General features: G+C 48.1%; 11 protein-coding genes, 1 pseudogene and 1 other annotated feature. Of the genes and pseudogenes, 4 read left to right on the top strand and 8 right to left on the bottom strand.

Annotated elements, in window-relative coordinates; translation table 11 throughout:
- Positions 1-41: 41 nt before the first annotated feature.
- Together FC26_RS09685 and FC26_RS09680 are read right to left on the bottom strand one after the other, a co-directional pair.
- Positions 42-857, bottom strand: a complete 816-nt coding sequence (locus FC26_RS09685) for a MerR family transcriptional regulator (protein WP_057780066.1) — start codon at positions 855-857, stop codon at positions 42-44.
- Between the two features lie 13 nt (positions 858-870).
- On the bottom strand, positions 871-1,767 hold the full coding sequence (locus FC26_RS09680) for an EamA family transporter (protein ID WP_057780064.1): 897 nt from the start codon (positions 1,765-1,767) through the stop codon (positions 871-873).
- A gap of 141 nt (positions 1,768-1,908) precedes the next feature.
- Between FC26_RS09680 and FC26_RS09675 the strand changes: the two genes are divergently transcribed.
- The 3 genes from FC26_RS09675 to FC26_RS09665 all read left to right on the top strand — a co-directional run bounded on the left by FC26_RS09675 (position 1,909) and on the right by FC26_RS09665 (position 5,582).
- Positions 1,909-2,745, top strand: a complete 837-nt coding sequence (locus FC26_RS09675) for a YitT family protein (RefSeq protein WP_057780062.1) — start codon at positions 1,909-1,911, stop codon at positions 2,743-2,745.
- 105 nt (positions 2,746-2,850) lie between these two features.
- Positions 2,851-3,088, top strand: a binding site (T-box leader).
- A gap of 53 nt (positions 3,089-3,141) precedes the next feature.
- Entirely contained in the window at positions 3,142-4,224 is a 1,083-nt protein-coding gene (locus FC26_RS09670) for an Ldh family oxidoreductase (protein WP_057780060.1), read from the top strand.
- A gap of 35 nt (positions 4,225-4,259) precedes the next feature.
- Positions 4,260-5,582 carry an MATE family efflux transporter gene (locus FC26_RS09665; RefSeq protein ID WP_057780058.1) on the top strand — a complete coding sequence of 441 codons (1,323 nt, stop codon included), beginning with the start codon at positions 4,260-4,262 and terminating at the stop codon, positions 5,580-5,582.
- A 33-nt stretch (positions 5,583-5,615) separates the two neighbouring features.
- Here the strand turns inward: FC26_RS09665 and FC26_RS09660 are convergent, their stop codons facing one another.
- The 4 genes from FC26_RS09660 to FC26_RS09645 are packed head-to-tail and all read right to left on the bottom strand — an operon-like array spanning position 5,616 to position 12,083.
- Positions 5,616-6,455: a DUF2399 domain-containing protein gene (locus tag FC26_RS09660; protein ID WP_057780056.1), complete on the bottom strand. Its 840-nt coding sequence runs from the start codon at positions 6,453-6,455 to the stop codon at positions 5,616-5,618.
- The gene (locus FC26_RS13105) at positions 6,448-9,564 is read right to left on the bottom strand and encodes an SbcC/MukB-like Walker B domain-containing protein (RefSeq protein WP_057780054.1); all 3,117 of its coding nucleotides are present in this window, start codon (positions 9,562-9,564) and stop codon (positions 6,448-6,450) included. The genes FC26_RS09660 and FC26_RS13105 overlap by 8 nt, the downstream gene beginning before the upstream one ends.
- 13 nt (positions 9,565-9,577) lie before the next feature.
- On the bottom strand, positions 9,578-10,573 hold the full coding sequence (locus tag FC26_RS09650; RefSeq protein ID WP_057780052.1) for a hypothetical protein: 996 nt from the start codon (positions 10,571-10,573) through the stop codon (positions 9,578-9,580).
- On the bottom strand, positions 10,566-12,083 hold the full coding sequence (locus tag FC26_RS09645; protein ID WP_057780324.1) for a hypothetical protein: 1,518 nt from the start codon (positions 12,081-12,083) through the stop codon (positions 10,566-10,568). The genes FC26_RS09650 and FC26_RS09645 overlap by 8 nt, the downstream gene beginning before the upstream one ends.
- A gap of 223 nt (positions 12,084-12,306) precedes the next feature.
- Here FC26_RS09645 and FC26_RS09640 point away from each other — a divergent pair, with 223 nt between their 5' ends.
- The gene (locus tag FC26_RS09640) at positions 12,307-13,929 is read left to right on the top strand and encodes an ABC-F family ATP-binding cassette domain-containing protein (protein ID WP_057780050.1); all 1,623 of its coding nucleotides are present in this window, start codon (positions 12,307-12,309) and stop codon (positions 13,927-13,929) included.
- 269 nt (positions 13,930-14,198) lie between these two features.
- Here the strand turns inward: FC26_RS09640 and mtlA are convergent.
- Both mtlA and FC26_RS09630 read right to left on the bottom strand, forming a co-directional pair.
- Positions 14,199-15,359, bottom strand: a pseudogene (mtlA, locus tag FC26_RS09635) (mannitol-specific PTS transporter subunit IIC); the annotation flags it as partial.
- 25 nt (positions 15,360-15,384) lie between these two features.
- Positions 15,385-16,065 carry an EAL domain-containing protein gene (locus FC26_RS09630; protein WP_057780046.1) on the bottom strand — a complete coding sequence of 227 codons (681 nt, stop codon included), beginning with the start codon at positions 16,063-16,065 and terminating at the stop codon, positions 15,385-15,387.
- Positions 16,066-16,176: the final 111 nt, after the last annotated feature.

Genomic DNA, 16,176 nt, shown 5'->3' with positions numbered 1-16,176 from the left:
GTTTTCTGGTTAAAAGAATAAACCCTCCACTAGGTGGAGGGTCAATTCTTAATTGGAATTTCAATTTTTGTCAAGTAATCTTGCGGGTCACGAGAAACGTACTGGTCAATAATCGTGCGCTCAATCGCATCCCCCGCCACCGTCTTGCGCTGATCGGCCACGTAGCGTAACAATTGATCGTAATACTGCGCCGATTGGGTATGATTGCCGTTGTGGTAAATGCTGGCGTAGCAACCGGCGGGGATGGTCGCTACGAGTGATGAGGTCGTCGTTTCGTCCACTAACACAAAAATTCCGTGGTACTCATCAAACCGGTGCTGAGCCAGTTCATGTTGCTCGATGACCAGCCCCACCCCACCAATGAAAATAACCGCCTGTAATTCGGCTTGGTTTTCTAACTGCCGGAGGGCCACCTCTAACTCATCATTTGTACGAATGACTTGATCCAAGCGAATCACCCGACGCTCGGGTACCATTTCAAGCTGCGGGTGACCAAGCGGTGGATGGTGGCGGCCAATTTCTAAATCTTCAATCCGGTGTTTAAAACGGTGCTTGATGGATTGGAGGGTCCGAATCTGCCGATCAATCTCAGCCTCTTGGTTCGCCAATAGCTCCTGAAAATCGTCGATACTGCGGTTATCCAAGTGTACTTGAATCTCCCGTAGCGACAACCCCATCGTCTTCAAATACTGAATCGTATTCAGCCGTTCAAACTGTTCGGCTTCGTAATATCGATACCCGGTGTGCGGATCCACGTAGCGTGGTTTGAATAACCCAATCTGATCGTAATACCGGAGCGTTTTAATGGTTGTGTGATTAATAGCCGCCATTTCACCAATTTGAAATTGATTTTTCACGAACTCACCTCCCCTACTTCAGCCACGATTGCTGTTGCCGATGGCGTACTTGAAGCCAATTAGTAACAATCACCGTCGTAATGATGATCGCCACTCCCACCATTTGAAGCGGCGTGACCGTCTGACGCAGCAAGATAAATGCAAAAATGACCGAAGCCGGCAACTCCAGCGATGATAGAATCGGGCCGATTCCCATTGGCAGATACGGCATGAAGTATGAAAAGCTGGTCAGTGGGAAGACCATCACAAAAAACGACGTGATCGCGCCCCACTTCAAGGCTAAGCCCCAGTTAGCAGACGGCGCAATCGTGGGCCCCCAAATGGCCGCCACGAGTACCAACGCCCCAATACTCATGAGGCGCGCCTTGGTGAGGGGGTGTAAATCGCTGGCCGCCCCACCGGTAAATTGAATCGTCACCGCGTATGCGAGGGCCGCCAAAAAGGCCAGCCCCATTCCGAAAAGTGATACGTGACCGTCCAGTGGCAACAGCCCCGCGGCCATCACCGTACCCGCCAAAACAACGAGCACGCTCAGTAACTGCATTAGCGAGGGCCATACCCGATCCGCAATCGCCGCCAACACGATTGACAGCCATACCGATTGCATCATCATGACGGCCGCTACGGCAACCGAAATGTACTGTAACGCCATAATGTAGAACGTATTCGTGAACGCCATCGAAGTCCCCGATAGCATCACGATCCAAGCCTGACGGTGACTGTGAGCATGTCGCTGATGTCGTGGTACCACAATCCCCACCAAATTAAAGATGACACAGGAAATTAAAAACGTCATGACCAACAAAATTCCACTCGTAACTCCTTGATGATTCGCCAGCTCAAAGAGTGATCCGGGAATTCCGTAGCTGATCGCGCCCAGACCAATTAAAAGTGGTGCAATTTTTTTCAAGTTCTCACCCCATCGATTCGTTATCATTTCCCTATTATATAGTATTTCAACTATTGGATGGCCCTTATTCGGGGAATTACCGGCGATATGTTATAATTAACAATATAACTTGTTACTAATCGTCAAAATGAGAGGTGACCTATGGATAAATACCTTAAATTTCCGCTGGTGCGTGGTGGATTAATGCTTGTGGCTCTGGAAATTATCGCGATCAGTATTAATCTTTTTTACGCACCACATAACGTGGCCGCCGGGGGCGCTACTGGGATTGCCATCCTTGTGCAAGAAACCTTTGGAATTGCACTAGGCTGGACGACGCTCGTCATCAACGTCGCCATGTTAATTCTGGCAGCCGTCTTGCTAAACTTAGGGACAACCCGACGGATTTTACTAGGCAGTCTGATGCTCCCCGTCTTACTGGCCATTACGCCGCAAACAATGATTGTCAAAGATCGTCTCCTTGCAATCATCGTCGGTAGTATCGTCTTCGCCTTTGGCGTGGCGCTAAACTACCGTCTCGATGCTTCCAGCGGCGGTACGACCGTTCCACCAATGATTCTCAAACGCTACTTTAACATTAAGCCTGCTGTTGGACTGTTTCTCATCGACTTTGTCGTCTGCCTTTTCAACATCCCCGTTTCTGGTATCGAAGCCTTTATCCTCGCCGTTTTCGCTGTGGGACTCACCAGCATCGTCATGAACTACGTTGAAACCGGCTTTGATCGAAAAAAGGCGGTTTACATTATGAGCAACCACACCCTAGCTGACATTAAGCAAAGCCTGCTCGATAAAACCGACTACGGAATGACCATTCATCAAGTAGTCGGTGGCTACTCCGGTCAGGAACGCGAAATGCTGATGGTCGTCGTGGAACAAAGCGACTTTCGCCACTTAGTCGACCACGTTCACCATTACGATCCAGCCGCCTTCGTTTTAGTGACCGAAGCGACAGAGGTTCACGGTGGGAGTATCAACTGATTTTCAATTGTCTTAAACGCATCCATAACCTGTGGTTATGGATATTTTAATGGCCCGTCTTGACAAATTTCTGATTCTGGGTTAGTTTTTTCTTTAGTCTTAATACATTAAATGTTAATGAGAAGAGTAGCTAAGTCAGATCAGTAGAGAGCATTCGGTTGGTGCAAGAATGTGATTTGGACTAAGTGAAGATGAGCTCAGAATATCGGGATGGGTTCACGCTACATCCCCGCTTGGCAACCGTTATCTTGCGCCTCTTTTCCCTCATGGGAGAAGACTGAGGCGGTCCGTAAAAGACCGTAAACAAAGGTGGTACCACGGTTGCATCGTCATCGTCCTTATGCAAATTGCATAGGGACGATTTTTTATTAAATATGAGAAAGAAGGATGCACAGCATGAAAATCAGTGCTAAATCAGAAAATGAGTTTTTAATTCAAGTCTTTACTAAATATGGCTTTACGCCAGACAACAGTGCGTTACTCGCAGATACCTTGGTAGATGCCGATCTCCGGGGAATTTCTTCGCACGGAATTCAACGACTCGCTTGGTATATCAACATGATTAAAGACCATACCATCGAACCACAAAATGAGCCCCTTATTTTAAAGGAAACTCCTACCAGCCTACTCGTTGATGCGAACCAAAATATGGGGCACATTGCCTCGGCACTTGCCATGACCAAACTGATTGAAAAGGCCAAAAATTCGGTTGTGGCCACAGCCGTTATTCGTAATTCTAACCACTTCGGTACGGCTGGCTACTACTCTCGCATGGCGGCCGAAGCGGGACTAATTGGTATTTCTAATACCAATACGCGTCCCCTCGTCGTGCCGACTAACGCTAAGGATGCCTTTCTGGGATCCAACGCCTTTGCCTTTACCTTCCCCGGTGAACCCCACCCGTTTGTCTTCGATGGGGCCACTTCCGTTGTCTCGGGTGGTAAAATTCAAGTTCTCGCCAAAAAGGGCGACCCCATTCCTGGTGAGTGGGCCATTGATGGTGATCGTCAAGTGGTCAAGGACGCTAATGAGGCCGAAGACATCTTATCGGCAGTTGCCTTCACCGAAAAACAACCCGGTGGTGGCGTTTTGACACTCGGGGGAAACTCCGAGGAAAACTCGAACTACAAAGGTTTTGGTAACTCACTGGTCGTAGAATTGTTGACCGGCATCCTAGCTCAGGGCTCAATTTCGGCCGATACCAACACGGGTAAACATGATTTCAGTCAGTTCTTCATGGTGCTTGATCCGTCATTCTTTGGCGATTTAGCAACCCTCAAGGCCAACGCTCAAAGCATGTTCACTCGAATTCGCAACCTCGATCATCAGCCCGGAACCCAGATCATGATTCCAGGCGACCGCGAATACAAGCACTACGATGAAAATAAGGTTCATGGTGTCAGCATCGATGACACCACCGCCGACCAACTTGCCGAAATTGCTGCACAATGTCATTTATCGGCACCGCAAGCCCTTTAATGTTCATTCTATGACACCCACATTGGAGGATTTCTGTGGAAGATTTATTTGAACGAGCGCCGATCAAAACGGCCTACTTTACTCTTGCCATGCCCGTCGTCTTGAGTATGTTAGCTAGTATGATCTATAACGTCGCCGATACCTTTTTTGTTTCAATGACCCAAAACACAGCTTTGGTTGCAGGCGTATCATTGTGCACGCCACTGTTTAACCTCATGATTGCCCTCGGCGATATTTTTGGTCTTGGTGGAAGTGCCTACGTTTCTCGACTCCTTGGACGCCGAAACCATGAACTGGGCCGCCATGTAAGTAGTTATTGCTTTTACACTGGGATTTTCTCAAGTCTCATCGTAGCCAGCCTAATGTTGATCTTTGAGCATCCCATTTTGACAGCCTTAGGTGCAACAACAGCGACTTATCCCTATGCTGCTCAATTTTACCGAGTTTTTAATATTGGCGCCGCACTCGTTACCATTTCCATCATCCCTGGTAACCTAATGCGCACGGAGGGACGAGCAACCGAAAATATGATTGGCATGATTGCTGGTCTCGCCCTCAATATCATCCTTGATCCGCTCTTCATTCTTGTTTTCGGCTGGGGTGCTGCTGGTGCCGCCTTTGCTAACCTCCTGGGCTACGCGTTAACTGATATTATTCTCATTCAATATATTCGGCAACGCTGCAAAGTCATTAACGTCAACTGGCATGAGGTTTCACTGGCCAAAAAAGATGTCTGGCAAATTCTGGTAATTGGACTCCCAGCTTCAATCACCAACCTAATGATCAGCTATCAAACTGCCGTCTTCAATAATTACCTTGCCCACTACGGTGCTGATCGGGTGGCAGCACTTGGAATTGCCACTAAGGTCTCGCAAATCGTGAATTCTGTCATGGTTGGCTTTGCCTTTGGGGCACAGCCATTGATCGGGTATAATTATGGCGCTCAGAACCATCAACGCCTGCAAAAGATTATCCGTTTCGATATACTTGTTGAAGTTGTGTGGGCCCTAATCGTGGCGGCACTAATGATCTTGATTGCCCCATGGCTCGTGAGCCTATTCTTGAACAATCCGGCCGTTATTCATTACGGTACTCAAATTCTGCAAATCCTATTAATTACAACTCCGTTTGGCGGTGCCATTTTAGTTTACACAACCGTTTTCCAGTCCACTGCTCAAGCATTCAATGCCCTCGCAATGTCTATTTCACGGCAAGGCGTTTTATTCACCATTGCCATCGTTTTAGGTAATCTCTGGTTCGGTTATTACGGTATTATCTGGGCTCAAGCAGTTGCCGACGTATTAACTGCAATCATGGGTTGGGCACTCTATCGACATCAAGTTCGACAGGTCAAATAACCTCATTAAAGCTACCAAACAAAAACACCGTCATCATTTCGAATCGAATGATGACGGTGTTTTTTTAACGAGCCACTGGCTAATCAATGCCTCGTACTGTTGAATGAGCTGCTCTTGCTCCACAAACTTACCGAGCAAATGGATCGTATTCAGCTCCTGCTGAAAAATTGATTGTTGTACCTGACCAGCACGGGTGCGATGTGCCGATACCGGCGGTTTGCCGTACAACGTCACCCACTTCGCCACGGTGAGCGGGGATTGCAGTGCCGTGAACGCCTCGATGGTGGTTCGCTGTAGTTTACCGTACAACCGATCCGCAATTTCAATACCGTCAGTATCCAAATCTCCGAGGTACGTATAGGCCAGCCCCCGTCGTTCCAGCGTCTGCATCATCTTCACTGACGGCTGATTAAAGTTATTACCTTCCTGATTAATCAACGGCCAGTTGGGATGTCGATGCAACAGCCAGATAAGAATACCGTTATTTTCCACAATCACGGCTCGGTCGGTCATTAGCGGAAAGTCTTGCATTGCCGTCATCTGCCAGACGTTCAACGTGAGCGGTTGTGGGAGCGTTGTCTGAAAAATATTGGCACAGGTTAACGACCTGCCGATCAGTTGTGCGGGTAATTCATCAATCGGCTGGTTGCCAAAATAAGTCGTCACCATCCAGCGGTAGTACTGGTACAGCGCTGGATTCTCCTGCGCATCATTCAATGTGTGCGCCGTCAATCCAGCGTCGACAGCTTGTTGGCCGCGCGGTGGTAATAATTCGTGACGCACCATCTTATCAAATAACGCATCTAGTTGCGCGGCTTGTGCCGGTGCAACACGGCCCGTTTGCGCTTCATAAGCATCTTGATAGCTACTCATGATCCCGCGCCATTTGCCAGATAAGGGCTGGTCGGACAATATTTTTATGGAACCGCCCGTCATCTTGCGTTTGCGGTGCAATCACGTCGTAAGCAATGTTTTCGACACCGTCGGCCAAGATCTTATTTTGCGCACCGCTTGGCATCGTCGCAATGAAGTTGAACCCAAAGTTCGTAATCGTGTTGGCAAAGGCTTTGGCCGTCTCCGGATCCAGCTTATCCGCGAACTCATCAAACATGACGAGTCCCGGAGCGTCCGGCCGGCTCGCACGTTGTAGGACCATTTTAGGCACTAGCAACAACGGTAGAACCATCGCTTGGGACTTTTCGGCACCGGAACCACCGGATTGCACAAATTTGTCATCCACTTCTTCATAGTCTCCGTTTTGACGCCGCTTGATGAGGACCACAAAGTTCGACCACTGCCGGGTATCCAAGCTCAGCTGTGCAGCCCGATAAAATTCATCGTCATCATCCGCGGTATCGGGATTATTCGCTAGTTTTTCCAACCGGCGGGCAATCTCGTCTTGCAACGCAGGCCGTTCTTCCCGCTGCAAATCACGGGCTTCATCGATGACGGTCTGGGTCACCGTATCCGGCCGTAATGTCACCTTCAAATGAATTTTTTGTGCTCGACCACCTTCTGCCAACATCTGGTTGTATTCATTGATTAGCCGGTATTGACTGGCAATTCGATCGATGACAGCTTCTGTATACACAATCTGGGCGAGATTATTCCCCGTGGTAAGCGTCTCTAGTGACTGCTGCACGTCCTTTTCATCAGCCTGCATCAATCGCTGGGCTTCCGCAATATCGAACGTCACGGTAACCATATCACCATTTTGTGCCACCCGTTTGCCCCGCATTAGTCCAACCATTTCAGTATAGCCACGTTCTTCAAATAGGTTGTCCAACGCATATTGATCCACACCGTTATTATCATTATCATGAATCAACCGGCTAACCTGAGCACTAATGCCGGCATAATTACTATTACGCACTCGACTGCCGTTCGCATGCACAAAGGCGACGGCCTCCGCCACGTTGGTCAGGTGCTGGCCATCTGCCATATACGGCGTGAGGGCCGTTAATGCCCGAGAAATTTGCGCTTTCATGTCTGCTAGAACCTGTTCATCTTCCCCCATCGCCGCTTGGGACTCATTTTGAATCCCGCGTTGTTCACTGATCTTTTTGATCAGGGTATTGTTGTCCGTGGTAAATTTTTGCAGCGCCATACTCGTTTCGGCCATCCGCACATCCAGTTGCAGATCAATCTTCAGCGCATCGGACTGGCGTTGTAACTCCTTAATCCGGGCTTCTTGATCGTCGATATTAAAGTTCGGATCCATCATCCGGTTTAATTGAGCCAACTCTTCATCAAGGCCCGTCTGCTTAATCGTGCGTTCTTTAATCTGCGTTTGGACCGCATCACTATCTTGCAAGTAGGTTTGGAGCTGCGAGTTAATCGTTTGTAACTCGTTAATGCGCTCCTGATGACCGAGGAGCCGTTTAAGATCGCCATGATCGACAATCAAATCTGCTCGTTGCTTGTTCAACGCGATGAACTGCTCATTCATTTTAGCCATTCCAGCTTGGTGAATCTCCCGGTTATCTTCGTGCAAATGTCCCCGCGCACGACTCGTCATCGGATTAGTAAGCCGCTGATCAATCCGAATATCCAGATCCCCTTGCATCCCGTCGACCACCTTCATATTGGCGTCAAGATGGTCGATCATCTCAGTCAGTGACCGATGTTTGGTGATCAGCTGCTGCATCAATTGCAGATACTGTGCTAGCTGGTGCTGCGTCCCGGCTACCGTCACTTCTGCCACCATGGCGGCTAACTCTTGCAAATTCGCCGTCTTGGCGTCTAGCGATGCTTGAAGCGGCTTTAATTGGCGTTCATCTAGTTCCTGCGCCTGCTGATTTAGTTTGGTCAACTGCTGCGTCAGTTCGCCCAACTGGTGCTGCAAAGCCGTCTTATGCCGCGCCTCTTTACGATACTTATCCAGTTCGCGCTTAGCCTGACTGATCTGGCTTTCATACTGGTGCTTACGCTCTATGACATACTCCTGCTCGGCCTTTTGTTTTTGCATCGCTGCTAACTGCGTCTGCGTATCCAAGAGGTTTTGACTGGTCAACTGCTGTTGGGTACTTAGCTGTTGAATCTGATCTCCCGTACTTTCAAACTTCTTGCGATGATCTTCGTACTGGTGATGACGCTCGCTATAGGGTTGCAGTCGTAGTTCTTGTAAATGATTGAGGTTACGCCAGAAAAGTTCCTGTTGCAGCTTTTGCAACCGATCCTGAGCGCGCTGAACCCGCGTGAGAATCCCGTTCATCCGGTTCACTTCACGCTGACTTTCAGCGACATCGTTAATTACCTGCGGGTCAATCCCTTCCTGCGCGGTTCGGAGCGCTTCCCGAATTGGGGTAAACTTCGCATTCCCCGCCGTCAAGATTGGTGACGCCAGAAGGCGGTATACATTGGCCAACTTCCCGAGGGCCTCACTGGTAAATCCGTAGACGTGGTTGGCCACGTAGTCCCGATAATCCTCAGCCCGATCGTAGACCTTCAATTGTTCTCCCAGATGCCGGTTCTGGGCGATAAATTCGTCGCGACCCAGACTCTTACCGGCATCATCCGTCGTCACAATTTCTAATTTAGGTTCGAGCCCTTCCTGACTGGCTACGAACCACCAAGTTGGTTTCCGTGTCGCCCCTTGGGCACGATAGGCACCAATCCCAGTGATGAGTTGCCGCTGATCAGATTGCCACAAAATGTAGCTATAGCCGGTCCGGACTTTCATGGCACCGGCGCCCCAGCCGAGGAGCATCCCCTCAAAGTTACGGGTATCACGGGCACTATTACGCGGGTTAATCGATTGTCCCAACTTATCGGTCCCCTTAGCAGGGTTAAAGGAAGGCGTCGAGATAGCCCCATCAATGAGCATTGGGAAAAAGCAGTTGGCGAGCGTCGTCTTTCCAACCGCGTTTTCACCAATCAACGTTAAATTACCGTTCTTGGAAGCTGGTAGGTCGAGCTGGTGGTACTTATTAAAATTACGAAGGTGAAAACTAACTGGAATTAATTGCTGATTAAATGGCACGACTGTTCAACTCCTATTCCGTTTTTTGTGCACTAAATCGCTTTACGAGGGGGGATGGAATTACAAATCCGCCCCGTTCGTACGCCAGTGCGTTATCTTCTAAGGCCTGACTAACCAGCCCCGGTGCCACTACGTGATCGGGCAACACCGAGTGGTTAATCTGTTTGATCCGTTGATTTAAGTGGGCGGCTGGAATCCCCGCTCCGAGCGAATGAGCCACAGCAATTGCCAAAACAAAGGGCCGGGCACTGCTTGGCTGGTGCGTTCGATCGAGTAGCAACGCATAGTCGTTACCACATTCAAGGTCAAAGCGTTGGAGCTGGGCCCATTGCTCAGCGACGTCATTTTTATTGCTGACTAAAGTCGGCCATAATCCCGGATCCGTTTTCGCACTAATATAGCGTTTGATCATCAACGCGCGGTTAACACGCTGAACCGCCGTTAACTTGGGGGTATCCTTTTGCGCCATCAAATAATTGACGATACATTGCGCAATGTAATTGAAATCAGGGCTCACATCCCAGTACTCCTCCACTTCTTGGGTTTCTTCGCCACTTAAATTTTCGGGAATATCGGGCTTAAAAAGTTCCAAGCGCGTCACGAATAAGTCGGTGATCATCTTGTAAATCAGTTTTTCACTGAGATTCGGCACTTCACTATGAACCTGCCGCATAATCGACTGCGTCGCGACCGCGCGATCGGCATCACGTCCCTTAAGTTCTGGTAAGTTGATCACCGCCTTAAGGGTCGCGAGCAACACGTGGACATGATCTTCGTCTAATTGGTTACTGCCAATGAAAAAGAGAAAATTATTTTGATAGTTATCTGGACCACTTCCAACCAACTGTTTGAGATACGTATTGATATGTTGCTGGACTAGCGGTCGTTTGACCGCCTTAATCGCGTCCGTCATTTTATTGGTCATTTTCGGCGTCACCGTGCTTGTGAAAATTCCATGATCAAATAGCTGGTTAATCACTAGGCGTTCCGAACTCGTTAAATCAGTCATCTACCTGCTCCTCACTTTGGAAATCAACCGTAAAGCCCCCCGGCAAAAAAACGCTAAACTGTTCATTAACGCAGTGCAGGCGAATTGGTTGCGCGGTTGGCATCAGTCGCGCCGCTTTAATCGGTCGCCCAAATGGTGCGAACCCCGCGTACGAGTCGTAGCCCGTCGCACTGTATAATCGCATGACTTCATCGCGTGCGACCACCGTCTGAAATTCTAAGTCATGATCCACGACAAGCGTGTCCTCATCCACCATGACCAATCGCTGAAATTCAGCTAAACCGGCCGTCTGCGCCTGTTCATCAAACTGGTCATTGGCTACCACCGGATTGTCGGCTTCGGTGGCGACCTGTTGCTTACTTTCATCCGCCGTATACGTCACCGGTCCCATCGTGGTGGCATCCAATAGATCGCTGCGATCTTCAATCTGCCGATCCATGGGCAGGTGCCGGAGAATCTGAGTTGGTACCCGTAGCGTCTGATAATGCGTCATCAAAGCATCAATTTGATCCGTTAGGGCCTTCACATCCACCGTCTGGCTCTTAACATGTTCGTATTCGCGCCCGAGCAACTTCACAGCATTCATAATCGTGCCAAAGAGCATGTACATTGAATCCAAGCTCGTATCGATCGCACTCTCGTTTGATTCAAAACTCATCGCTAAATGAGCCATTTGGCGTTTGACGTAGTCTTTCGTTCGGTTAAATCGTAGCAGCATACTGGCCGTGTCTTCAATCGCATGCGCCGTATCCAAATCATCGCTCCCCTGCTGACTCCGAGCGACCCGTTCGATGAAGTGCTCCGAGTAAGCCATTGCCTTGATCGGTTTCCCAGTCGCTAGCATCTTTTTAAATGATGGCACTGCTTTATCCGTTAACATGACCTGTAAATGATGGGCCTCTTCACTCCCATGTTGGAAGGCTAAATCGTTGGCGAGCTCATCGAGATCTTCGTCCAACTTATGCATGCCCTTCATCACATCATCATAAGCCGTCACCATGTTATGAAAATCATTGTAAAATTGGGTACTTTCGGCGCTTTCCGTTGCTTGGTTTAGCCGGGCAACGAGCTGACAATACTCGTCGATACGGTTCGTGTTAGCCGTAACGGTACTTTCGGCATCCACGACCCGTTGCATCATTTTAAGATATTCAATTCCACTACTCGTAATGCGGTACACGTACGACTGGTGAATATGATAAAATCCGTTACGCATCCGCTCGCGCACCTTGCGCGGTGAAACTTCGACCAAGCCGGCCGGTCCCGTCAGGACAGCCATAATGTGTTTCATCGTTTCATCTTTGATCGGGTCTTCGTGGCCCTTAAAGTCACGATAATCGTGATTATATTTCTGAAGAAGAAAATCTTTAGTAATGGGTACCGCGCTACTAGCACCATCATGGTATAAAATGGTGAGAAAATTCCACCCCGCGAGCGGATGATTTTTATTTAATCCGAGGTTGCTCGCCAATAAAAGGGCTCTTAAATCATCTGAAAGTTGAACTGCGATCGTACTCGTCTCCTTCGTCATCAATTTAAATGCAATCCTTCCTAGTATACCATCAGTTTAACGGTTGATTAATCCCATTGTCGTGCCTAACCTAATGAAATACGCAAGATTAAAAATCTAACATTTTTCAGAATCTGATTTGTCCCACTTCACGTTATCTGATAAGATAAGATGACGATTATCAGCCACTTAAAATTTCACACGAATAAAGCGAGGTAACAGATTGTTAACTGTAAATAACGTATCCATGACGTTTTCTGATCGTAAACTCTACGACGACGTCAATTTAAAATTCACGCCCGGTAACTGCTACGGAATCATCGGTGCCAATGGTGCAGGGAAATCAACCTTCCTAAAAATTATCGAAGGTAAACTAGCACCGACCACCGGGAACGTCTCGATGGGTCCTAACGAGCGAATGAGTAGCTTGAAGCAAGATCACTTTGCATTTGACGACCAAACCGTCATGAATACTGTTTTGCAAGGTTACGATCACCTCTACGAAGTGATGACCGAAAAAGATGCCCTCTACGCCAAACCCGACTTCTCGGATGCTGACGGGATTCGCGCTGCCGAACTAGAAGGCGAATTCGCCGAAATGGATGGTTGGAACGCCGAAAGCGACGCCAGCCAACTTCTCCAATCAATGGGTATTGGCGAAGATCTTCACCAAAGTTTGATGAAGGACCTTGCTGAGAACGACAAAATCAAGGTCTTGCTGGCCCAAGCCCTATTCGGCAAGCCCGACATTTTGCTGTTGGACGAACCAACCAACGGACTTGATCCCCAAACCATTAGTTGGCTAGAAGATTTTCTTGCCGGCTACGAAAACACTGTTTTAGTGGTCAGCCATGATCGGCACTTCTTGAATGCCGTCTGCACGCACATGTGTGACGTGGACTTTGGCAAGATCGAATTATTCGTTGGTAACTACGACTTCTGGATGCAAAGTTCCGAATTAGCCCTCAAGTTGAAATCGCAAGCGAACGCCAAAAAAGAGGAACAAATTAAGCAACTGCAAGAATTTATCGCTCGTTTCTCCGCCAACGCCTCAAAATCCAAGCAGGCGACGTCGCGTAAGAAGCAACTCGATAAAATTACCCTTGATGACATTAAGCCCAGTTCCCGTAAGTACCCCTTCATCAAGTTCACACCAGAACGCGAGTTAGGCAACGATTTATTACGGGTAGAAAATGTTAGCAAAACGATCGAGGGTGTCAAAGTTCTCAACAACGTTAGCTTCATTTTACGTCCCGGCGACAAAACCGCGTTCATTTCTCGATCCGATGTCACCGCAAGTATTTTGATGCAAATCATTGCGGGCGCGATGGAACCCGACGAAGGTACCATCACGTGGGGAGTTACGACTAACCGGGCCTATATGCCTAAGGACTTAAACCCTGAATTTGATGATGACCGTCTCAACATTTTGGAATGGCTGCGCCAATTTGCCGCCAAAGAAGAAAGTGATAATACCTTCCTCCGCGGTTTCCTAGGCCAAATGCTCTTCCGGGGCGATGATGTCTTAAAACAGGTTAATGTCCTTTCCGGGGGCGAAAAGGTGCGGAGCTATCTTTCTAAGATGATGCTCAGTAAGGCTAACGTCCTTCTCCTTGACGATCCAACCAACCACCTGGATCTTGAAAGTATTACTAGTTTGAACGATGCGTTGATTGATTTTAAAGGATCCATGGTCTTCACCAGTCATGACCATCAATTTATCCAAACCATCGCTAACCACATCGTGGAAGTAGGACCAAAGGGCGTCGTCGACCGTGCTGATACCACCTATGACGAATTCACTAACCACCAAGCCGTCCAAGATCAGATCGCAACAATTTACTAATCAATAAAGGCCGTTCACATTATTGTGAGCGACCTTTTTATTTCCCAGGAAATATTAATTTAAATTATCTTCTCTGGCCGGAGCTTTTTAATCAGTTCGTCATACTGCGGCGCGTTAAAGAAGTTATCCACGGCTACCACTTGCAACGCCTGTGGCATCTTCTTCGTTACCCATTTAGCGTAGCTTTGCCGGGTGATGACGATCACATCTGACTCGTCGACTAGATTTTGAATCAAAACATGCTGAACCGGAATTTCCAATCCTGCAGCCTGTAGTTTCATCTCAAAAATTCGCCGGCCCATTTGACTCGTGCCCATCCCCGCTTCATCAGCAAAGATCACCCGCTTAACGGGCTGAATAGTAGAAATCCTACCGCTCAATGCACTGCGTCGATTGCTTTGATACCATTGCAAAATGACCAACGAGAGCGCAAATGAGACAACGGTCGCCACTAGAATACCTGCCAGCACCCCAATTAAATTATGAAGCCCCTTAGGTGTCATTAGTAAAATCGAAATGATTGATCCCGGCGACGGGATCGCACGCAACCCAACGTTAAAAAAGGTAAACGTGAAAGTTCCCGATACGCCTCCCGCAATCACGGCCAGTAACAGAAGCGGCCGCATGAGAACAAATGGAAAGTAGATTTCATGAATGCCACCCAAAAATTGAATGATAATGGCACTAGAGGCTGACGTCCGCAAAACACCCCTTCCTAAAACGGAAAAGGCCAGTAATACCCCGAGTCCCGGGCCTGGATTAGTTTCAAGTAGAAATAAAATCGATTGGCCACTCACCGAAGCCGCCTGAGTGCCCAACGGTGCTAAAATCCCTTGATTAATCGCATTATTTAAGAAAAGTACCTTGGCAGGTTCAATCAAAATGTTAGCGAGTGGTAATAGGCCCGTATGAATAATATGGTCCACCCCAGCTGCCAACAAACGGTTTCCCAGCAACATAATCGGCTGGATGAGTACATATCCGACCAGTGCCAATCCCATGCCGATAATGCCTGCCGAAAAATTATTTGTCAGCATTTCAAAACCCTGTGGAATCCGTCGCTCGACATGGCGATCCCACCGATTGATAATCCAGCCACCCAGCGGGCCCATAATCATCGCTCCGATAAACATCGGCATGGATGAACCGACAATCAGCCCCATCGTTGCAATCATGCCGACAACGCCACCCCGATGTTTAGCGATGGCCGAACCCCCGGAATATGCAATCAGTAGGGGTAACAAATAATGGCTCATCGGTCCAACAAGGGTTGCTAAATGTGCGTTCGGCCACCATCCGGTTTTATTGAAGATCGCCGCAATTAGGCCCCACGCAATAAACGCCCCGATATTCGGCAAGACCATCGCAGACAGGCGATCACCGACGTGCTGAGCGTGAACTTTTAACTGTGTTAATTTATCATTTACCATTCGCCTTTGTTCCTAGTTCATCAGATTAGTGATCTGCCACCAGTAGCGTTGACTGCGCTGCGATTTCGTGTGGTCGACCAAAGTAGTACCCTTGTTTAATATCAGCATGATAGTTTTGCGCAATTTTGAGATCAACCGCATTTTCAAATCCTTCAATGGCGAAAAATTTGTGGTGCAGGGCTGCCTGCTCACGCCAAAACTGAAGATACGGGCTGACACTCGTCGCATAGTCTTTTTTACCATGAAAGTTTTGCAGGGCAAATTTGTACTCACTGACGTACGGATCAATTTGTTGCACAAAACTAATTTGGTTGTCGCCGGTTCCAACGTCGTCCAAACAAATCCATATTCTGGATTGTACATAGCGCGCGGCCGCATCAATCAGTTGCCGGTTGGTCACCTTGCCATCATGTTCAGTGAGCTCAACCACAACTTGAATTTGAGGATACGCTTCTTGTACCCGTCCCAACTCGCAAATGTAGGCTTCCTCAATAAACTGTTCCCGATCCAAATTGATCGATACTAATTGAATATCAGTCGACATCAGTGCCAGTGTCGCCGCCAATAATTGACTAAATTCATGCCCATGAATCTGGCTAAAGCTCTTCGGGAACTGCCAATTGCCTGCCACTTTTTCTCGTAAAAATAGTTCATAGCCGAATAATTCTTTATCTGCATACTTAGGTTGGCCAAAGAAACGCAACATAAAAATTACCTCCGCCTGTCTATCAAGCTGTTGTTCCATAGTTAACCGTTTTTACGGTTCTATTATCTGCTAATTGTTCGAATGCTGACGAACATTATTACTATTCGTACT

Origin of the sequence: Paucilactobacillus vaccinostercus DSM 20634 (genome assembly GCF_001436295.1) — a bacterium.
In the GTDB taxonomy this organism is placed as follows: Bacteria; Bacillota; Bacilli; order Lactobacillales; family Lactobacillaceae; genus Paucilactobacillus; species Paucilactobacillus vaccinostercus.
The sequence above is the reverse complement of the archived record's forward strand: the minus strand, read 5'-3'. Positions and strand labels throughout refer to the sequence as shown.